This is a genomic window from Cupriavidus pauculus (genome assembly GCF_003854935.1).
GTDB classification, from domain to species: domain Bacteria; phylum Pseudomonadota; class Gammaproteobacteria; order Burkholderiales; family Burkholderiaceae; genus Cupriavidus; species Cupriavidus pauculus_C.
On the sequence record NZ_CP033970.1, the window covers coordinates 523,478 to 543,840 of the forward strand.

Genomic DNA, 20,363 nt, shown 5'->3' on the forward strand with positions numbered 1-20,363 from the left:
CATGCGCCCGCAGCCGCACGACCTGGTCTGGCTGCGCGACCCCGCCGCGTTCATCGCGGCCGGGGACGTGCCGGACTGGGCCGATGCGGACTGGCTGGCGCAGGCCCCGCTCGTGGTGCGGCGCGACCGCGACGGCACGGGCCGCATCCCGGTGGGCATCCGCGGCCGCGTGCGCGCGCAGCGCCATGCCACGTGGATCGATGCCGCCCAGTGCGCCACCGTGGTGTCGCCGTTCGACATCGCACGCGAAGGCTTCTGGCGCCTGCATCCGCGCCGCGACGACATCCCCGCGCTGCACGCGCTGGACCCCATCGCCAGCCGGCTCGCCGCGCTGCCCCACCGCTGGGGCGTGACCGGGGCGGTCGGCTTCACGCTGGCGTCCGGCATCGACGTGCTGCACGCCGGCAGCGACATCGACCTGCTGATCCATTGCCCGCAACCGCCGGCGCCCGACGTGCTGGCCGCGCTGCAGGCGCTGGTCGAGCGGGATGACGTGCGGCTCGATATCCAGATCGCCACGCCACACGGCGCGTTCGCGCTGCGCGAGCGGCTGCGCACGCAGGGCCGCGTGCTGCTGAAGACCGACACCGGCCCGGTGCTCTGCGACGACCCGTGGCAGCCGCCATGCCAACCCTGCTGACGTTTCCGGGCCAGGGCGCGCAGCGTCCCGGCATGCTGCACGCGCTGCCGGACGCGCCGGCGGTAGCCCGCACGCTGGCCGAAGCCAGCGACGCGCTGGACGCCGACATCCTGGCCCACGACGACGCCGCGCACCTGGCCTCGACGGTATCGGTGCAGCTATGCCTGCTCGTCGCGGGCGTGGCGAGCGCCCGGGCGCTGCTGGCAGACGGCCCGCCCGCGCACGCCGTGGCCGGGCTGTCGATCGGCGCCTACGCGGCGGCGGTCACGGCCGGCGTGCTGCCGTTCGCCGATGCCGTACGGCTCGTGGCGCTGCGCGGCCGGCTGATGGAAGCCGCCTATCCCGGCGGCTACGGCATGACGGCGATCCTGGGGCTCGACGAGCGCGCGCTGGCCGCCAGCGTCGCGCAAGTCCACGCGCCCGACATGCCGGTCTATATCGCCAACTACAACGCCGAAGGTCAACTCGTCATCGCCGGATCGGACGCCGCCATGGACCGCGTCGCCACGCTGGCCCTGAACGCCGGCGCCCGCACCGCGCAACGCGTGGCGATTGCCGTACCGTCGCACTGCCCCCTGCTCGACGAACCGGCCCAGGCCTTGCGCCGGGCCTTTGACGGCATCACGCTGGCACGCCCGTCGCTACGCTACTTCAGCGCCAGCGCCGCCCGCGAACTGCGCGACCCGTCCCGCATCGCCGAAGACCTGGCCCGCAACATGGCGCTGCCCGTCCGCTGGCACGAAACCATGCTCCTGGCCCGCGCCTGCGACATGCGCCTGGCCGTGGAAATGCCCCCAGGCAACGTGCTGACCCGTCTGTGCCAGCCAACGTTTCCCCAGGCGGTGGCGCTGGCGGAAATACGTGCCGATAGCGTGCGGGTGCTGATGGGGCGGGAGGACGACTGAGGGTGGGTGCCAGCGGTTCAAATGGCGACCATCGCGTCTTGCACTGCCTGCCCTCTCCCCCGACCCCTCTCCCGCAGGCGGGAGAGGGGAGCAAACCGGCTGCGATTGATGGGCCGGTAGCCTGCCGCACACCATGACCTGCTCCCCTCTCCCGCGTCGCGGGAGAGGGGCTGGGGGAGAGGGCCAGCGGTTCAAATGGCGACCATCGCGTCTTGCATTGCCTGCCCTCACCCCCGACCCCTCTCCCGCAGGCGGGAGAGGGGAGTAAACCAGTAGCTATTGATGGGCCGGTAGCTTGCCGCACACCATGACCTGCTCCCCTCTCCCGCGTCGCGGGAGAGGGGCTGGGGGTGAGGGCCAGCCGTTTAAATGGCGACCATCGCGTCTTGCACTGCCTGCCCTCTCCCCGACCCCGGACACGGGAGCAAACCATGATTCCCCAACGCCTACCCCACCCCCAACGTCGCCGTCACCGCTTCGCGCAGCGCCTGCAGCAGGCGGTTGTCTTCGTCGGCCTTGCGCAGCACCAGCGACATCAGCAGCACGGGCGCGTCCGGGCCCAGGCGGATGCGGCGGACCGGATAGCGGTCGATCACCGTCGGGTCCATCAACTGCACCACCGACACCCCCAGCCCGGCGCTGACCATCGCGACGATGGCGGTAACGCTGTCGAATTCCATCGCGCTGCGCTTGTCGGGCAGCAGGCCGTGCACGTGGCGGGCGGCCATGGCGCCGGTGACGGTGGCCTTGTCGTAGCGGATCCAGTCGTAGCGGGCCAGCAGGTCGGCGGCCGATTCGCCACGGCTGCCGGGTGGGGCGATCAGTTGCAGTTCGCGCGTGGCCACCGGATACCAGCGCAGGCTCGCAAGCCGGCCCGATTCGGGGCGGGCCACCACGGCGGCGTCCAGCTGGGCGGCCTTGACCATTTCGATGAGCCCCGCGCTGCGCCCGCGCACGGGCTTGACGGTCAGGCGCGGGTAGCGCTCGCGCAGGTAGCGTAGCGTGCCGGGCAGCAGCACCGGCTGCATGGACTCGATGACCCCCAGCCGCACCGTGCCCTCCACGGCCACGCTGGCCCGGCGGCGCAGCGCGTTCAGGTGCCGCAGGCCGCCTTCCATCGCGGCGGCTACCTCGCGGGCCAGCGCGTTGGGCCGCACCTGCAGCCCCGAGCGGTCGAACAGCGGCTGGCCCAGGTACTGTTCCAGCTGCTTCATCTGCATGCTGACCGCGCTTGGCGTCAGGTGCATCGTCGCGGCCGCTGCCGCGAACGAGCCTTCCTCGATCACGGCCGCCAGCGTGGCGAAGGTCTCCAGCTTCATCAGCAATCCTTATGAAGGACGTCAAACAACGTCACTTTTTCTTGTTGCCGGGCAAGCATAGACTGGCTTCACGACGTCGCGCAAGGCTGCACAGCCCCCGCCCACAACCTGACAGAGACAACGATTCCCATGCCCGCACAACGCCCCCAAGCCTGGCTCGCCGCCGATGCCCAGCGCGACACTTCCTGGATCCTGCGCCTGACCGATTCCGAGGTGGCCAGCTTCGACCACGCCCTGGCGCACGCCCGCGCCCTGGGCAAGCCGCTGCTGGAGATGACCCGCGACGACTTTCCGCTCGATGCCGGCGCGCGCCAGGCGCTGGACCGGGCCGTGGCGATGACGCAGGGCCGCTGGGGCATGTGCCTGGTCAAGGGCTTTCCGGTGGACCGCTGGACCGAGGACGACACCCGCCTGGCCTACTGGGGCATGGGGCTGCACATGGGCGTGGCCCGCACCCAGAACCGCACCAGCGACTTCATGAACGACGTGCGCGACGTGGGCGCCGCCTACAAGACCACCAACGGCCGTGGCTACAACACCAACGCCGGGCTCGATTTCCATACCGATTCGGGCGACATCGTCGGCCTGATCTGCCGCCGCGCGGCCCGCTCCGGTGGCGAGAGCAAGGTGGTCAGTTCCATCGCGCTGCGCGATGCCGTGGCCCAGCGCCGCCCGGACCTGATCCCGGTGCTGCAGCAGCCGTTCTACTACAGCTACCAGGGCGCGCAGGACCCGTCGCAGCCGCCGTACTACCCGCTGCCGATCCTGGGCAGCCACCCCACGGCGTTCGCGTTCCGGATCAACCGCAAGAACGTGGTGGCTGCCCAGCGCGACTTTCCCGAAGTGCCGCGCCTGACGCCCGCCCAGACCGAGGCGCTGGACCTGCTCGACACGCTGCTGGCGGACCCCGCGCTGTGCTTCTCGATGCAGCTGGAGCAGGGCGACATGCAGTTGCTGAACAACTATGTGACCGTCCACTCGCGCACCAACTTCGAGGACTACGAGGCATTCGACCGCAAGCGCCACCTGCTGCGCCTGTGGCTGGCGGTGCCGGGGTCGCAGCCGCTGCCCGACGACTGGGCGGTCTATTTCACCGATGTCCGCGCCGGCGCCGTGCGCGGCGGGCTGCGCGGCAGCGCGCGGAGTGCCGCGTTCGACGCCTTCGAGCAGCGCCAGGCGCAGGCGATGGGCATGCCGCTGATGCCCTGGCCGGGCACCGCGGCAACGCACCCGGCGGAGCCCGCCACGGCCTGACCCCAAGCCTTGCGGCCGGCGCCCCCCCGGCCGCATCCCCGCACGGCGCCCGCCAGACGAGGCGCCGGATTCGAAAGAGAAACGGAGACAACCCATGCAACGACGCGACTTCCTGGGGCTGCTTTCGGCAGCGCTGGTGTTGCCCCCCGAACTGGTACACGCCGCGCCCTCGGTGACCAAGCTGCTGGTGGGTGCCACGCCCGGCGGCGGCACCGACATCGTCGCCCGCGCGCTGGCGGCCGATCTGGAGCAGCGGCTCAAGCATCCGTTCATCGTCGAGAACCGCGGCGGTGCGGCCGGCAACATCGCGGCGGTGGCCGTGTCCAAGGCCGAGCCCGACGGCGGCACGCTGCTGCTCAGCTACACCAGCCACGCGATCAACCCGGCGCTGTTCGACAAGAAGCCGTTCGACCCGATCAAGGACTTCACGCCGATCTCGCTGATCGCCAGCTCGCCGCTGATCCTGGTGGCGCGGCCCGGGCTGGAAGCGAACAACCTGCGCGAGCTGATTGCGCTGGCCAAGGCCAAGCCCGGCAAGATCAGCCTGGCCGTGGCGGGCGTGGGCAGCGCCAACCACCTGGCCGGCGAGATGCTCAAGCACGAGGCCGGCGTCGACATCGTCAGCGTGCCGTACAAGGGTGCCGGCCCGGCCGTGGCCGACGTGGTCGGCAGCCAGGCCGACCTGCTGCTGGGCAACGTCGCCACGGTGCAGCCGCTGCTGCAGGCCGGCAAGATCAAGGGGCTTGGCGTCAGCAGCCCGAACCGGCTGCCCGCCTTTCCGAAGCTGGCGCCAATTGCCGAGACCATCCCGAATTTCGACTATCGATCCTGGTACGGGCTGCTCGGGCCCGCCGGCATGGCGCCGGAGACGGTCAGGGAGCTGGAAGCCGCCGCCGCAGCGGCCGTGGCGTCGCCCGCCACGCGCAAACGGCTGACTGGCGAAGGGCTGGAGCCGGTTGGCAACAACGCGGCCCAGTTCACGCAGTTCCTGCAGGGCGAGATTGCGCGCTGGGCCAAGGTGGTATCGGTCACGCAGACGCGCATCACCTGACGCCGGCGCCGGCCGCAGTGGCGATTACGGTGGCCCGGCCTGCGCCGCCTGCACCGCGTCGCCGATCTCGGCGGCCAGCCGCATCAGCCGGGGCGCCAGCTCGCGCGTGACATCGCCAATGGGCGCGCGCGTGGACACGCTCACGTTCAGCACATGCACCGGATAGTGTTCCAGCGCCAGCGGCGTGGCGATGGCCACCACCTCGGGCTGCCAGCTTGCCGCGCACCAGCCGTGGCGGCGCACGTGCGCCACGGCCGTCTCGATCTCGCGCCGCAGCGCCGGCCAGTGCGCCGAGCGCGCCGCGAAATCGGCCATGCGGGCCGCGTAGTCGGCCTCGGGCGCCACCGCCAGCCACGCGCGTCCCAGCGACGTGAGCGCCATCGGCACCCGCTGCCCCGCCACCACACTGCGCAGCGAGGCCTTGCGGCCATGCCGGATCGATTCCAGGTACACCATCTCGTCGCGGTCGGCCATGGCCAGCCCCACGTTCAGCGAAGCCGCCTGCGCCAGGTCGCGCATGCGCGGCGCCGCCAGTTGCAGCACCGTCGACCCGCTGCGCATCGCATGCGCCAGGCTCAGCACGGGCACGCCCAGCCGGTAGGCGCGCAGCGCCGCGTCGTACTGCAGGAATCCCATGTCGACCAGGCTCTGCGTCAGGCGGCTGACCGTCGAGCGCGCCAGCCCGGTGCGCTCAGCCAGTTCGCCGTTGCCCAGCACCTCCGACCCCGGCCGGAACGCGCGCAGGATCTCGATGCCGCGCTCCAGCGATCGGCTGGACTGCGCATTGGCCGGGCGGCCGCGCGCCCGGCGCCGGGCGTCACCGGCGTCCACGGTCGATGCCGCCGCCCGCCAGCCAGTCGTCCAGCCGCGCGTGCACGGCATCGGGCGCCTCGTACTGGACCCAGTGGCCCGCGCCCGCGACAATCGCGCCCTGCCGATCCGCACGGCCGTCGACCAGCGCGGCCAGCACGGCCGGCGGATCGGCCGTGACATCGTGCTCGCCGTAGATCACCAGCACCGGGCCGCCGAAACGGTCCAGCGCCTCGGCCAGCCCGCCCGCGCGGGAAATCTGCTTGCTGCGAAAGCGCGCGTGGCGGCAGGACTCGGTGTAGGCCAGCACGGCCAGCGCGTCGATGCGGCGCGCGTCGGCAATCATGAACGCGGCGATGTTGTGGCGCATCGCGTCGGCCAGCGCCGCCGCGTCCGGCGCGCGGCGCCAGTCGACCAAGTCGATGGCCTGCCGGCGCACGCCGCCGTGCCCGCCCGGCCCCAGCAGCGCCAGACGGCGCACCGCCGGCAGCACGCTGGCCAGATTCGCGGCGGTCAGGCCGCCGAACGAGAACCCGGCGATGTCGACCGGTCCGTCCACGGGCAGTTGCGCAAAGCCGGCCGCCACGGTGTCCACCAGCGTGCGCAGCGTGCCGTCGGCGGGATCGCCGGACGCGCCGTAGCCGGGCAGGTCCGGCACCCAGACCGTATGCCGCCGCGCCAGCGCCGCGATGTTGTGCGCCCAGTGCAGCCAGCTACCGTGGCCGCCGTGCACCAGCAGCAGGTGCGGCCCGGCGCCAAAGCGGCGCCAGACCATGCGGCAGCCCAGCGCGTCGGTCACAAGGACGTCCGCCTGCCGCGCCAGTTGGTCGACGAACGCCGCGGCATGGCGGCTGGCGTCGGTGTCGATCGGTACCGCTGTGGCGGCGGCGGGTTCGGTCATCGTGGGCACTCCCCTGTGCTTGCTGTCATGGGCCGATCACCGCCACGCCGTCCGCCGCGCGCACCCCCTGGCCCGCCGGCAGCACGAAGATCGGGTTGATCTCGGCCTCCACCAGACGCGGCCCCAATGCGGCCGCCATCCGCGAAAACGCCACGATAGCATCGACCAGCGCGTCCACGTCGGCCTTCGGGCGGCCGCGATAACCGTCAAGCAGCGGCCACGTCTTCAGCGCGCGCACCATCGACAGCGCCTCGGCCCGCGACAGCGCGCCCGACGCGGGCAGCAGCCGCAGCGTGGTGTCCTGGAACAGTTCGGCCGTCACGCCGCCCATGCCCAGCAGGATGGCCGTGCCGAGCGCATCGCGGTGCGTGCCCAAAATCAGCTCCACGCCGCCGCCGACCATTTCCTGCACCAGGAAGCGCGTGGGCGCCTGGCCCGTGTGCTGCCGCACGGCGTCACGCATGGCGGCCAGCCGCGTGCCGATGGCGTCCGGCGCCACGTTCACCGCCACGCCGCCGACGTCGCTCTTGTGCGTGATCGACGCGGACAGGATCTTCAGCACCACGCGCTCGCCCAGCGTGCGCGCGGCGGCCTCTGCGCCGGCCTCGTCCGCCACCACGGTCTCGCGCACGACCGGCACGCCGAACCGTGCGAACAGTTGCTTGGCGGCGTGCTCGTCGAGCGGGCCTTGCGGCAGGTTGCCGGGCGTGGCGGCGGCGGGCACCGGTTCGGCATCGGCGGCGGCTTGGGGCGGCTGGCCCGCCGCCAGCATCGCAGCAAACGCCACGGCGCAGCTTTCGGGCGCGCTGAAGGCCGGCACGCCGCGCTGGTTCAGCACGGCCGCCACCTGCGGCGCGTGCGGGCTGACGTAGGCCAGTACCGGCTTGTCGCTCTCGGGCAGGCAATCGTTGATCGCGTCGGCCATCAGGTCCGGCATGGCCAGCCCGGACGAGCCGACGATGATCGTCACCGCGTCGTAGCTGGGGCTGGCCAGCAGCGCGCGGATGGCGCCGCGCAGCAGGTCGGGCTGCAGGCCGGCCAGCGTCACGTCGATCGGATTGCGGTCCAGCGCCGCGTGGTCGCCCGTTTGCAGCGCGCGCAGGCGGGCGGCGGTCTGCGTGTCGGGCGCGGGGGTCTCGAAGCCCGACACGCCCAGACTGTCGGACACCAGCGTCCCGGCGCCGCCGGTGGACGTCAGCACCGCGATGCGGTTGCCGTGCAGCACGCGGCCCGTGGCCAGCGCGGCCGGGATGTCGATCAGGTCCGAGAACGTCTGCGCGCGGATCACGCCGACCTGCCGGAACAGCGCGTCGTACATGCGGTCAGCGCCGGCCATGGCGCCCGTGTGCGACACCGCCGCGCGCGCGCCGGCCTCGGAGCGGCCGATCTTGAACGCCACCACGGGCTTGCCGGCCGCCGCCGCCTTCAGCGCCGCCGCGCGAAAGCGCTCGACGTTGCGCACGCTTTCCACGTAGAGCGCAATCACGCGCGTGGCCGGGTCGTCAGCCAGGTAGTCGATGAAGTCGGCCAGTTCCAGGTCGGCCTCGTTGCTGGTGGACACCAGCTTGGACAGCCCGATGCCGCGCGCCGCCGCGCGCGACAGCAGCGCGCCCAGGATGCCGCCGCTCTGCGACACCACGCCGATGCTGCCGGCCGGAAAGTGGTCCATCGCCAGCGCGCCGCTGGCCGACAGCGGGATGTTGTCGGTCAGGTTGACCAGCCCGATCGTGTTCGGCCCCAGCAGGCGCATGCTGCCGGCGGCCTCGATCAGCTCGGCCTGGCGCCGCGCGCCGGCGTCGCCGGTCTCCGTGTAGCCGCTGGCCAGCACGATGGCGGCGCCGGTGCCGCGCGCGGCCAGTTCGCGCACGGCCTGGTGCGCGCGCTCGGCGCCCAGCAGCACGATGCCCACGTCGGGCACCTCGGGCAGCGAGCCGATATCCGGATAGCAGCGGATGCCGTCGATCGTGTCGACCTTCGGATTGACCGGGTAGATCGCGCCGGCAAAGCCGTGGCGCGTCAGGTACGACACCGGGCGTCCGGCGGTCTTGGCGGGGTCCGCCGACGCGCCGATCACGGCCACGCTGCGCGGTTTGACGAGCCGGGCGATGGCGCCGGCGGAAGACTGTGCGGCCATCATGTTCAACCCTTGCTGGCGGTCTTGGCCAGGAACGCCAGCACCGATTCGCGATGCGCGCTGCTGGTGTAGCAGATGCCCTGCGCCTGGCTGCCCTGCGCAAAAACCTGGTCGGCCGTCAGCTCGAAGGTCTGGTTCAGGATCGACTTGCCCAGCGCCAGCGCCGTGGCCGAGCCCTGCGACATCTCGGCCGCCCAGGCCACGGCCTCGTCGACGAGCGAATCGCCCGACGCGCTGAGCCGGTCGGCGATGCCCAGTTGCAGCGCCTCGGCCGCTTCCACCTTGCGGCCGCCGAAGATCAACTGCTTGGCCTGCGCCAGCCCGACGCGGCGCGGCAGGAAGTACATGCCGCCGCCGTCCGGGATCAGGCCGCGATGGATATACGACCACGTGAAGCTGGCCGCCGGCGCGGCGATCACGAGATCGCAGGCCATCGCCAGGTCGGCGCCCAGGCCGTTGGCCCCGCCATTGACGGCGGCAATGACGGGCTTGGGCATGTCATGCAGCAGCGCCACGGAGTGATGCACGCGCTGCTGGCGCGACCAGCCGTTGAAACCCACTTCGCCCGGCGGCGCGTCCATGCGGCGCTGCATGCCGGCCACGTCGCCACCGGCGCAGAAGCCCTTGCCGCTGCCGGTCAGCACCAGCGCGCGCACGGCACGGTCGGCCGTCACGCGCTCCAGCGCATCGATCAGTTCGGTGCGCATGTCGTCGCTGATGGCGTTGCGCTTGTCGGGTCGGTTCAGGGTCAGCACGGCGATGCCGTCGCGCTGGTCGAGCTGGATCAGGGTGTATGCGGTCATGATCGGGTCAATGCATTGCGGATGGATTCGGGGGGGTGCGGCGCGCGGTCAGTTGACGCCGATGCGGGCGTCCTTGACGACCTTGCCCCAGCGCGCCTCTTCGGCACGGACGTAGCGGCCCAGTTCGTCAGGCGTGCCGGGGGTGACGATCAGCCCTTCGGCTTCGGCCCGCTTGCGGAATGCGTCGGCCGTGACGGCCTTGCGCGCGGCGGCGTTCAGGCGCGCCACCACGGGCGCCGGGGTGCCGGCCGGCGCGAACAGGCCGTACCAGCTTTCGGCCACGTAGCCGGGTACGCCGCTTTCGGCGATGGTCGGCACCTTGGACAGGTCGGGGCTGGGCGACCGCTGCGCCGTGGTCACGCCCAGCGCGCGCAGCTTGCCGGTTTCCAGCAGGTTGGCGACGGCCGACGCCGTGGCGAACATCAGGTCCACCTGGCCGCCCAGCAGGTCGGTGATGGCCGGGCCGGCACCCTTGTACGGGATGTGGTTCAGGTCCACGCTGGCCAGCCGCTTGAACAGCTCGCCCGCCAGGTGCGCCGACGTGCCCGGCCCCTGCGACGCGAACGACAGGCCACCGGGCTTGCCCTTGGCCGCCGCGATCACGTCGCGCACGGTCTTGTACGGGCTGTCGGCGCGCACCACGAGCACGTTGGGCGAGCGGCCCACCAGCATCACCGGCGTGAACGCCTTGTCGGTGTCGTAGGGCAGCTTCGGCTGCAGGCTCGGATTGACCGCATGCGCGAACGTGGCCATCACGAGCGTGTAGCCGTCCGGCGCGCTCTTGGCGACGTTGTCGGTGCCGATGATCGTGCCGCCGCCGGGCTTGTTGTCGACCACCACGGGCTGGCCCAGGTCCTGCGCCATCGCCACGCCCATCGCACGGGCAATCAGGTCCGTGCCGCCACCGGGCGAGAACGGCACGACGATGCGGATCGGCTTGTCGGGGAAGGCGGCGTGGGCCGGGGCGCCGGCCATCACGGCCAGCGGAAGCGCCAGCGCCAGCAGTTGGCGCGCGGCGCGCAGTGCAAAGGTTGCCAAGGGGGTCTCCTGTCTCTGTTCTGGTATGACAGGAGGTTAGGCCGGGCGGACGCGGAATGCAGCGGGGTAATTCCGTGGGATGGAATTGGGGGTGGTGGGTGGGCAGGCGGGTGGCGGGTGGTGGGTGGTGAGTGGTGAGTGGGGAGGTGGGCAGGCGGAGGGAGGTGTGGCGGTGGTTTGCTCCCCTCTCCCGCGCGCGGGAGAGGGGTCGGGGGTGAGGGCAGGCGGCTCAGGCTGCCACCGTCGCGTCTTGCACCGCTGGCCCTCTCCCCCAGCCCCTCTCCCGCAGGCGGGAGAGGGGAGCTAAACCAAGCGGGATGGACGCGCGCCGGCTTTACACCGCCGACGCCTCCCTGCCCTGCTTCACTTTGGCGTCCAGCACCGGCGGGGCGGTGACGATCGACGTCAGCGCCGGTTCGGCCGGTTTCAGCGCGTCGAGGTCGGGCAGCGGGCGGCGCAGGGACGGGATGGCCGCGAAGGCCTGTTCCATCGCGTGGGAGATGCCCAGCGTCTCGTGGTCCTTGCGGAAGCCGCCCACGACCTGCAGACCGAACGGCATGCCCTGGTGGTCGCGGCCGCATGGCAGGGACAGTGCCGGGTGCGTGGCCAGCGTGACCACGTACGTCAGCGACAGCCAGCGGTAGTAGTTCTCCTGCCGCACGCCGTTGATCGATTCCGCGTACAGCGACGTCCACGGGAACGGCGACACCGGCGTGGTCGGCGACAGGATCACGTCGTAGTCGCGGTACAGCTGCTGGAACCGCTGCAGGATGCGCGTCTGCTCGGCCTGCGCCCAGGCGCTGTCCAGCAGCGACATCCGCGCGCCCATCTCGAAGTTGGCGCGCGTGTTCGGGCCCAGTTGCGACGGATCGCGCTCGTAGGCGTCGCGCATGCCGGCCACGAAGCTTTCCGCGCGCAGCACGTCGAAGCAGCGGTGCGCCTCGCCCAGGTCCACGTCGATGGCGTCGCAGGTGCGGAACAGGTGCCGCATGGCGTCGATCTTCTCGCGGAACGTGCGGCGGATGCCGTCGTCCACGTCGCAGCAGCCAAAGTCCTCGGTGTAGGCCACGCGCAGGCTGCCCAGGTCCACCGCCGCCGGGGTCAGGAACGACAGCGGGTCCAGCGGGTAGGTCAGCGGATCGCCGGCCGACACGCCGGCCGACGCGGCAAGCTGCAGGCAGGCGTCGGCCACGGTGCGGCCCATCGGCCCGACCACCGAGATCGGCGTCCAGCCCAGCAGCTTGCGCGAACTGGGCACCACGCCCGGCGACGGCCGGAAGCCCACCACGCCGCACTTGGCGGCCGGGATGCGCAGCGAGCCGCCGGTATCGGACCCCGTGCACACGGGCAGCAGGTCGGCCGCCAGCGCCGCGGCCGAGCCGCCCGACGACCCGCCCGCGTTGAGGTTCGGGTTGAACGGGTTGCCCGTGGCGCCCCAGACGTCGTTGCGCGAGTTGGCGCCGGCGCCCATCTCCGGGATGTTGGTCTTGCCGGCCACGATGGCGCCGGCCGCGCGCAGGCGCGCCACCAGCACGTTGTCCTCGGCGGGGACGTTGTCGCGGTACAGCGGCGACCCGTAGGTGGTCAGCAGGCCGGCCGTGGCCTCCAGGTCCTTCACGCCGAGCGGCAGCCCGTGCAGCAGCCCCAGCGGCTGGCCGTCCAGCACGGCGCGCTCGGCGGCGCGGGCTTCGTCGCGGGCCCGGTCGAAGCAGGTGGCCGTCACCGCGTTCAGGAACGGGTTGACCCGCTCGATCTGGGCGATGCACGCGTCGAGCAGCTCGACCGGCGAGATTTCCTTGCTGCCGATCATGCGGCGCAATTCGGTGGCGGGGCGCGCCACCAGCGTCTTCTGGGCGTCGTTCACGACTGTCTCCGGTATGGCTGGGCCATCATTCTGCAGTAATGCTGGCGCGCTGCGCGGTGGCGCGCATCAGCGGCAGTTCCTTGTTGATCAGCGCCGACACGGCCGCGCCGTTGCCTTCCACCGGTTCGAAGCCGGCCTGCGTGAGCTGCTTGCGCGTGTCGGGATCGGCCATGACCTCGGCCAGCGCCTTTTCCAGCTTCTGCTTCACGTCGGCGGGCAGGCCGCGCGGCGCCACCAGCGCCAGCCACGTGTCGGCGTCGATGCCCGGGTAGCCGGCCTCGGCCGCGGTCGGCACGTCGGGCAGCAGCGTGGACCGCTTGGCGGTGGTCACCGCGATGGCCTTGACCTTGCCCGACTTCACCTGCGGAATGGCGGCGGCCACGGTGTCCACCGAGAACGGGATCTGGCCGCCGATCAGGTCGGTCATGGCCGGGGCGCTGCCCTTGTACGGCACGTGCAGCAGTTTCACGCCGGCCAGGTTGAACAGCATCTCGCCCGCGAACTGGGCCGTGGTGCCGGTGCCGAACGACCCGTATGAATACTTGCCCGGCTGCGCCTTGGCGGCGGCCACGAGCTGCTTGAGGTTGCTGACCGGCTGGTCCTTGTTGGCCAGCAGGATCAGGCCCGTGCGGCCGGCAAACCCGATCGGCTCGAAGCTCTTGACCGGGTCGTACGGCAGCTTGGCGTGGATGGCCGGGTTGACCGTGAACGTGGTGCCCGAGCTGGCCAGCAGCGTGTAGCCGTCCGGCGCGGCCTTGGCCACGAAGCTGGCCCCGACGATGGTGCCGGCGCCGGGCCGGTTGTCGATCACGACCGGCTGGCCCAGCTTGTCGCCAAGCTTCTTGCCCACCAGGCGCCCGATGACGTCGGTGGCACCGCCGGGCGGGAACGGGATGACAAGCTGGATCGGCTTGGTCGGAAAACCTTGCGCGCACGCCAGCGAGGCGCCGGCAGCCAGGACGCCGGCAACGACGGCGTGGGCGATGGGGAGGGACGATCGGTTCATGGTGAAGCTCCGCAACGATGCAATCGAAAGGAAGAGGTCAGGCCGGCTGGGTGGCCGCCAGCGCCGCGCCGCGTTCGGCAAAGCGCGCGTATTCCTCGGGAGGAACGAACAGGCCGCCGGTGGTCCACACGAGGTGCGTGGCGCCGGGCATTGCGCTGTCCAGGTGGTGCTGCCGCAGGTAGGCGCGGCCGGCGTCTGTGCCGGTCAGCATGTGCGGGCCGCTGAAACCGGCCGCCGCAGACGGTTCGATGCGCAGGTCCTGGGTCTCGCGCACGCGGTGCAGGTCTGCAAACAGCGTGTCGTCGGCCACCGTGTAGACGCCGCCCAGCATCGGGCGCATGGCCTGGGCCGCCAGCTCCGATGCCTGCGGCACGGCCAGGCCATCGGCCTCGGTGCGGTTGGTCAGGCCGATGTCATAGACCGACGCGCCGGGTGCCACCATTTCGACGAGGAAGCACGGCGACTGGGTGGGCTCCGCGAAGAACGCGTGGACGTGCGGCCCGTAAAGCTGGCGCAGGCCGAACGCGATGCCGGCCGGCGCGCCGCCCACGCCACATGGCAGGTAGACGCACAGCGGGTGGGCGGCGTCGACCTGCACGCCGGCGGCGGCCAACTGGTCGGCCAGATGCAGCGCCGCGGCGCTGTAGCCGAGCATCAGCGACAGCGAGCGCTCGTCGTCGACAAAGTAGGCGTACGGATCGGCATCGGCCTCGCGCCGGCCGGCGGCCACGGCGGCGGCGTAATCGCCCGTGTGCTCCACCACCTGCACGCCGCGCTTGCGCAGGCGGTCCTTCTTCCACGCCTTGGCATCGGACGACATGTGGACCGCCGCGCGGAAGCCCAGCGCCGATGCCATCACGCCGATGCTCAGGCCCAGGTTGCCCGTGGAGCCCACGGCCACCTGGTAGCGGCCGAACAGCGCGCGCGCCGGGGCATCGGCCAGGACGGCGTAGTCGGCGTCGAGCGTGACCAGCCCGTGTTCCAGCGCCAGCGACTCGGCAAATTCCAGTACCTCGTGGATGCCGCCACGTGCCTTGATCGACCCGGCCACGGGCAGGCTGTGGTCGGCCTTGATCCACAGCGCGCCGGCCGACGCCGGCAGGCCCAGCGCCTGCTGCATCGCCGGGGCAGGCAGCAGCGGCGACTCGATGCGCCCCGCGCTGTCCTGCAGTTCGGGGAACAGCCGCGCCAGCAGCGGCGCAAACCGTACGAAGCGGGCCTGGGCGGCGCGTACATCAGCTAGACTAATGGCACGCCCGTCCACCGACGTCTGTATCTCGGGCGCCGCACTGCGCGCCGGATTGGCCCAGAACACGGGCCGGCCAGCCTGCAGGTCGGCGAGCAGACTAGGGGTAAATGCCGATACGTCGGCGGTTACATCGCTTGACATGGCAACTCTGTCTTCGGAAGGGGTGATCCCATTCTTGTCCCATTACGCGGGTGTGACAAACCATTTGTACTGATCCAAGCATTAGTCTGACTAATGGCCAACACGCTTTCTGCATCATTATTGGGATGGCTGCGCTGTTTTGAGGCGGCGGCGCGGCATTGCAACTTCACCCAGGCCGCCGCCGAGCTTTGCGTGACCCAGGGCGCGGTCAGCCAGCAGGTCAAGCAGCTGGAACAATGGCTGGACCGGCCGCTGTTCCTGCGCACGCCCCGCGCGCTGGTGCTGACGCCCGAGGGCGAGCGGCTGCGCTTTGTGCTGCGCGAGTCGTTCCAGGCCATCGAAGGCACGCTCACGCAACTGCGCCGGCCGCGCGAGAAGCAGCCCATCGCACTGTCGTGCTCGCCGTCGTTCGCCATGGTCTGGCTTACGCCACGGCTGGGCGGCTTCTTCCGGCAGCATCCCGACATCGGGCTGCGCGTCTATGGCGAATTCCACGCGCTGGACCGCTCGCGGATGATGCGCGACGGCACCGAGGCGGCCGTGCGTTTCGACCCCGGCGGCTATCCCGACCTGAAGGCGCACCGCTTTCTCGACGAATGGCTGATCCCGGTCGCCAGCCCGGCCTATCTGGCCGCGCACCCCGAACTGCGCACGCCGGACGGCCTGCGCGGCGCCATGCTGCTGCATGACGTGACGCCATGGGACGGCGCCGGCGAGTTCGAGGAATGGCAGGGCTGGCTGCGCCATGCGGGCGTGGACCTGCCCGACGCGGCCGAGGGACAGCGCTTCAACCTGTCGCAACTGGCCATCAATGCCGCCCTGGCCGGCCAGGGCGTGGCGATGGGCCGCTCCGCGCTGATCCTGGAAGACCTGGAATCGGGCCGGCTGGTGGACCTGTGGGGCATCCACGCGCCGAGCGTGGCCGCCTACCACTTTGTCTGCGCGCACGGGCAGACCGCGCAGGTGGCCGAGGTGGAAGCATGGCTCGTGGCCGAGGGCGCGGCCTTCGACGCCGCCCGCCGGCGCGTGCTGCAGACCGGCTAGCCTAGCCCGGCTGTGTGTCGATGATGATTTCCGATTCCAGCGTGCGATGGACCGGGCATTTGTCGGCGATGGCCATCAGCGACGCCCGCTGCTCGGCGGTCAGCTCGCCCCGGATCGCAATGCGCCGCTCGATCCGGTCGACTTTGCCGACCTTGGTCTCGCAAGTGGCGCAATCCTCGGCGTGGACCTTCTCGTGGCGCAACTGCACGGCCACGTGCTCCAGCGGCAGCGCCTTGCGTTCCGCGTACATCCGCAGCGTCATCGACGTACACGCGCCCAGCGCCGCCAGCAGCCATTCGTACGGATTCGGCCCGGCATCGTCGCCGCCGAGCGTCGCGGGCTCGTCGGCCACGAGTTCGTGGCGCCCCACGCGCACGGTCTGCTGGTAGCGGCCCCGGTGGCGCTCGGCCACCACGACCACGCCCGGCTCCGGAATCTCGGCCTGCACGTCCTCGGCCAGCGTCGGCAGGTAGTGCTGCGACCACGCGGCAATCATGCTCGCGGCATAGGCGGCGGCCGCGCGGTTCTGCAGCAGGTGGTCGGCCCCGTCCAGCGACACGAAGCTCTTGGGCTGCGCGGCGGCCGCAAAGATCGCGCTGCCGTTCTCGGGCTCCACCGTATCGTCGATGGGCGATTGCAGCACCAGCAGCGGCTTGCCAAGCCGGGCCACCTCGTCCAGCAGCGCGTGGCCCGACAGGTCGTCGAGGAACTGCCGCGCGATGCGGAACGGCCGGCCCGCCAGCGTCACCTCCAGCTCGCCGGCTTCGCGGATGCGCGCGACGTTGTCGCCAAGCAGCCCGAGCACATGGGACGGCTCGCCGGGCGCCGCAATCGTGGCCACCGCCCGCACCTCGGGCAGCCGCCGCGCCACGCCCAGCACGGCGGCGCCGCCCAGGCTATGGCCGACCAGCAGCGCCGGGGCCTGCCCGCGCGCGCGCATGAACTGCGCCACGGCCTCCAGGTCGGCCAGGTTCGACGAGAAGTTGGTGCTGGCGAAATCGCCCTCGCTGGCGCCGATGCCGGTGAAGTCGAAACGCAGCACGGCAATGCCCTGCGCGGTCAGCGCCCGCGCGATGCGCGACGCGGCCAGGCTGTCCTTGCCGCAGGTGAAGCAGTGCGCGAACAGCGCGTGCGCGCGCACGGGGCCGTCCGGCCATTCCATCCGCCCGGCCAGCGTGCCGCCCTGGCTGCCGGGAATTTCGATCTTTTCCACGCTCATGGTCGCCCCTGTGATGCCGCGTCTCGAACCTCCCCAGCATAGTCCACGCGGCCCCGCGCGTCAGGCGGCGTCGATCAGGCGTCGTCGATCAGCGCCGGGTCCATGTAGCGCGCGGCATAGGTCCGGTGGATGCCCGCGCCCAGGAACAGGTCGAACAGTTCGGCGTCGATATGCTGCTGGTCGCGCAGCCGCGTCATGATGGCGATGGCCTCCGACAGCGTCTTGGCCTTCTTGTACGGCCGGTCGGCCGCCGTCAGCGCCTCGAAGATGTCGGCGATGCCCATCATCCGTGCCAGCGGGCTCATCTGGTCGCGCGTCAGCCCGCGCGGGTAGCCGGTGCCGTCCATGCGCTCGTGGTGCCCGCCCGCAATCTCCGGCACCTCGCGCAGGTGCTTGGGAAACGGCAGCTTCGACAGCATGATCTGCGTCTGCACGATGTGGTCCTCGATCTTGAACCGTTCCTCCGGCGTCAGCGTGCCGCGCGCCACCGTCAGGTTGTGCAGCTCGCCGCGGTCGTACAGGTGCGGCGGCATGGTCAGCCGGAAGCCCCACGGGTTGTCCGCGGCGATGCGGTCGCGCGGCCCGCGCTCAATGATGTGCTCGGGCCGGTCCGCCAGCAGCGGCTCGTCCGCCGGCAGTGGCGCGGCGGGCCGGTCGCGCCGGCGCGCCAGTTCCTCCTGCGATATGCCGAGCCGGTCGTCCAGCGTGCGCCGCCAGGTGCGCGCGCCAATCTCGCGCAGGCGCGCCTGGTCCGCCGCGTCCATCTGCTCGCCGCCAATGTTGCAGGCCGCCACGAACGCAAAGTCGTCGTCCAGCCCGCGCAGCGCCGCGTCACGGCGCGTCCGGGCCTGCGCCGGGTCCTCGCCATTGGCCACGGCCTCCAGGCAGGCAATCTCCGCGTCGCGCTTCAGCACCTCGAAGCGCATGCGCACCTCGTGGATGCGGTCGTAGCGGGCCTCAAGCTTGGTGGCCTTGTCGATGACGTCGTCGGGCGTGGTGACCTTGCCGCAGTCGTGCAGCCACGCCGCCACATGCAGCGCCTCCCACTGCGCCTCGGTTAGCTGGAACGACCGGTACGGGCCGTCCGTCGCGTCGCAGGCGGCCCGGGCCAGCATCTTGGTCAGCTCGGGCACGCGCGCGCAGTGGCTGCCCGTGTGCGGGCTGCGGGCGTCGATGGCGCCGGCCAGCAGGCGGATGAACGCGTCGAACAGGTCGCGCTGGGCCGTGGTCAGCTCGCCGACCTCGATCGCGCCGGCCGACAGGCTCGCCATCGTGCTGACAAACGCCAGCTGGGCCGCCTCCATCGGCGTGTCGCGCAGCACCAGCACCACGCCCAGCAGCGCCTGCTGGCGGTTGATCAGCGGGATCACGGCGCCGTGCATCGGCACCGGCTCGCCCAGCACGTCCAGCCGGGCGCCGCGCACGTCCTGGCTGCCCAGATGGCCGGCCAGCGCCCGGCCCTCGCGCACGGCCGAGCGTGCCAGCGGCAGCGCATCGCGGGGCAGCGGCTCGCCCATCTGCGCGGTCACGTCCTGGCCCTGCCGGTCAAAGCCGACCACGGGCCGCAGGCCGTCCCCCGGCTCCGCCAGGTACAGCGCGCCGGCCTGGCCGCCGGCGGCGCGCAGTGTCTCGCGCAGCAGCAGCGGCAGCAGCGTCTCCAGCCGATGCTCGGCCGAAACCGCCTGCGTGACATGGAGCATGCGCTGGATCGTGGCCCGCATCTCGTCCATCGTGCCGGCCAGCGCGTTGACCTCGGTAATGCGCGAGCGGACCGAAACCGGGCGGACGAAATCGAAGCGGCGCACCGCGTCGGCCTCGGTGGCCAGCGACGCCAGCGGCCGCGAGACGCTGCGCGCCACCAGCCAGACCAGCGGCAGCGCCAGCAACAGCACCAGCCCCGTCACGGCCATGCCGAGTGCCGCCTGCCGCCGGGGCTCGTGCAGCAGTTCCGACTGCGGGATGGCCGACACCAGCACCAGCGAGTCGCTGGCGCCCGGGTTCAGCCGGTCGATCGACGTGTACCAGTCCTCGTCATCGGCATGCTCCAGCCCGATGCTTTCGGGGCCGCCGGACGGGCCAGCGGATGGCCCGGCGGCCGGCGGCCGCGACACCGTGCTCGCCGCCAGCCGCGTCAGCACCGCCAGCCCGTAGTCCTGCGGATTGCCGAGCGGATGGGCCTCCATGGTGTCGGGCGCCGAGGCGGAATCGGGCGGGCGGCGATTGATCGCCACGAGCCGGCCCTGCGGGTCCAGCAACGCCAGCACCGCGCGCGGCGTCACGGTCTCGTGGTTCAGCAACTGGCCCAGCGCATCGAGCCGGAAATCGCCGCCCACCACGGCCCGGCGCGATCCGGTGGGCAGGGCCAGCGTGGCGCCGGACTCGCGGTCCGAATAGAACAGGTAGGGGTCCGTGCGCACGAGCGCGCCAGACGCCATCGCCTGCCGGTACCACGGGCGCTGGCGCGGGTCGAAGCGCGTGGCCAGGTCCGGCGCCGGCGCCTCGCCGGTCACGCGCAGGTCGGCGTCGAGGTAGAAGTAGCGGCCGCGCGGCGCGCCGGCCTCGCGGTCCACGCTCTGGATCAGGAAGGCGGTATGGCCCGGGGCGCCGTAGGTGGCCCGCTCGCGGTCGTCACGGACCGGCCGCACGAAGAAGAAGCTGCCATCCTCGTAGCCGATGTACAGCGACTGCAGCACCGGCGACGTCTCCAGCGCGTCGCGCACCAGCGCCACGCGCGCCATGCGCTGCGCGACGGTGGGCGCATCGGCCAGCGCGCTGTGGCTGACCAGCTTGACGGCCATCTGGGCCGGCCGCATCAGGTTGTCCACTTCCTCCAGCGTCTCGCGGCTGATCCGCTGCGTGGTGTCGGCCACCGAGCGTTCCAGCGTCGCCTTGGTCATCGTGTACTGGATGCCGGAGATCAGCGCGCCCAGCAGCAGCACCAGCGAGGCGAACCATAGCCAGACATGGAGATGGAGCGGCATGCTC

The 20,363-nt window shown here is 71.6% G+C and carries 16 protein-coding genes; 5 read left to right on the forward strand and 11 right to left on the reverse strand.

What is annotated here, in order from left to right; all coding sequences use genetic code 11:
* Position 1: 1 nt before the first annotated feature.
* The gene (locus tag EHF44_RS20475; RefSeq protein WP_124685555.1) at positions 2 to 640 is read left to right on the forward strand and encodes a malonate decarboxylase holo-ACP synthase; all 639 of its coding nucleotides are present in this window, start codon (positions 2 to 4) and stop codon (positions 638 to 640) included.
* Positions 625 to 1,545 carry a malonate decarboxylase subunit epsilon gene (mdcH, locus tag EHF44_RS20480; protein WP_124685556.1) on the forward strand — a complete coding sequence of 307 codons (921 nt, stop codon included), beginning with the start codon at positions 625 to 627 and terminating at the stop codon, positions 1,543 to 1,545. Before EHF44_RS20475 ends, mdcH begins: the two co-directional genes overlap by 16 nt.
* A 446-nt stretch (positions 1,546 to 1,991) precedes the next feature.
* Here mdcH and EHF44_RS20485 read toward each other — a convergent pair whose 3' ends face one another.
* A complete protein-coding gene (locus EHF44_RS20485; RefSeq protein WP_124685557.1) occupies positions 1,992 to 2,864 on the reverse strand; it encodes a LysR family transcriptional regulator in 873 nt (290 codons plus the stop codon).
* Between the two features lie 129 nt (positions 2,865 to 2,993).
* On the opposite strand from EHF44_RS20485, the gene EHF44_RS20490 reads away from it, so the two are divergent.
* Complete coding sequence (locus EHF44_RS20490) at positions 2,994 to 4,118, forward strand: TauD/TfdA family dioxygenase (RefSeq protein ID WP_124685558.1); 1,125 nt, start codon at positions 2,994 to 2,996, stop codon at positions 4,116 to 4,118.
* A gap of 94 nt (positions 4,119 to 4,212) precedes the next feature.
* The gene (locus tag EHF44_RS20495; RefSeq protein ID WP_124685559.1) at positions 4,213 to 5,169 is read left to right on the forward strand and encodes a tripartite tricarboxylate transporter substrate binding protein; all 957 of its coding nucleotides are present in this window, start codon (positions 4,213 to 4,215) and stop codon (positions 5,167 to 5,169) included.
* Positions 5,170 to 5,193: 24 nt separating this feature from the next.
* Here the strand turns inward: EHF44_RS20495 and EHF44_RS20500 are convergent, their stop codons facing one another.
* The 8 genes from EHF44_RS20500 to EHF44_RS20535 form a co-directional block, all read right to left on the reverse strand.
* The gene (locus tag EHF44_RS20500; protein ID WP_124686698.1) at positions 5,194 to 6,000 is read right to left on the reverse strand and encodes an IclR family transcriptional regulator; all 807 of its coding nucleotides are present in this window, start codon (positions 5,998 to 6,000) and stop codon (positions 5,194 to 5,196) included.
* Positions 5,987 to 6,880, reverse strand: coding sequence for an alpha/beta fold hydrolase (locus tag EHF44_RS20505; protein WP_253700283.1), 894 nt, complete (start codon positions 6,878 to 6,880; stop codon positions 5,987 to 5,989). The genes EHF44_RS20500 and EHF44_RS20505 overlap by 14 nt, the downstream gene beginning before the upstream one ends.
* A gap of 25 nt (positions 6,881 to 6,905) precedes the next feature.
* Positions 6,906 to 9,017, reverse strand: a complete 2,112-nt coding sequence (locus tag EHF44_RS20510) for an acetate--CoA ligase family protein (RefSeq protein ID WP_253700285.1) — start codon at positions 9,015 to 9,017, stop codon at positions 6,906 to 6,908.
* Positions 9,018 to 9,019: 2 nt separating this feature from the next.
* Entirely contained in the window at positions 9,020 to 9,817 is a 798-nt protein-coding gene (locus EHF44_RS20515) for an enoyl-CoA hydratase/isomerase family protein (RefSeq protein ID WP_124685560.1), read from the reverse strand.
* A gap of 48 nt (positions 9,818 to 9,865) precedes the next feature.
* Complete coding sequence (locus tag EHF44_RS20520) at positions 9,866 to 10,855, reverse strand: tripartite tricarboxylate transporter substrate binding protein (RefSeq protein ID WP_437340346.1); 990 nt, start codon at positions 10,853 to 10,855, stop codon at positions 9,866 to 9,868.
* Positions 10,856 to 11,189: 334 nt separating this feature from the next.
* A complete protein-coding gene (locus EHF44_RS20525) occupies positions 11,190 to 12,665 on the reverse strand; it encodes an amidase (protein WP_124686702.1) in 1,476 nt (491 codons plus the stop codon).
* A 79-nt stretch (positions 12,666 to 12,744) separates the two neighbouring features.
* Positions 12,745 to 13,725 (reverse strand): Bug family tripartite tricarboxylate transporter substrate binding protein, encoded by a 981-nt coding sequence (locus EHF44_RS20530; protein ID WP_124685561.1) that lies wholly within the window; start codon positions 13,723 to 13,725, stop codon positions 12,745 to 12,747.
* A gap of 37 nt (positions 13,726 to 13,762) precedes the next feature.
* Complete coding sequence (locus EHF44_RS20535; RefSeq protein WP_124685562.1) at positions 13,763 to 15,115, reverse strand: D-serine ammonia-lyase; 1,353 nt, start codon at positions 15,113 to 15,115, stop codon at positions 13,763 to 13,765.
* A gap of 93 nt (positions 15,116 to 15,208) precedes the next feature.
* Here EHF44_RS20535 and EHF44_RS20540 point away from each other — a divergent pair, with 93 nt between their 5' ends.
* Positions 15,209 to 16,159 carry a LysR substrate-binding domain-containing protein gene (locus EHF44_RS20540; protein WP_124685563.1) on the forward strand — a complete coding sequence of 317 codons (951 nt, stop codon included), beginning with the start codon at positions 15,209 to 15,211 and terminating at the stop codon, positions 16,157 to 16,159.
* A gap of 1 nt (position 16,160) precedes the next feature.
* Here EHF44_RS20540 and EHF44_RS20545 read toward each other — a convergent pair whose 3' ends face one another.
* Both EHF44_RS20545 and EHF44_RS20550 read right to left on the reverse strand, forming a co-directional pair.
* Positions 16,161 to 17,378 (reverse strand): bifunctional alpha/beta hydrolase/OsmC family protein, encoded by a 1,218-nt coding sequence (locus EHF44_RS20545; RefSeq protein WP_124685564.1) that lies wholly within the window; start codon positions 17,376 to 17,378, stop codon positions 16,161 to 16,163.
* A 74-nt stretch (positions 17,379 to 17,452) separates the two neighbouring features.
* A complete protein-coding gene (locus EHF44_RS20550; protein ID WP_253700287.1) occupies positions 17,453 to 20,359 on the reverse strand; it encodes an HD domain-containing phosphohydrolase in 2,907 nt (968 codons plus the stop codon).
* Between the last annotated feature and the right edge of the window lie 4 nt (positions 20,360 to 20,363).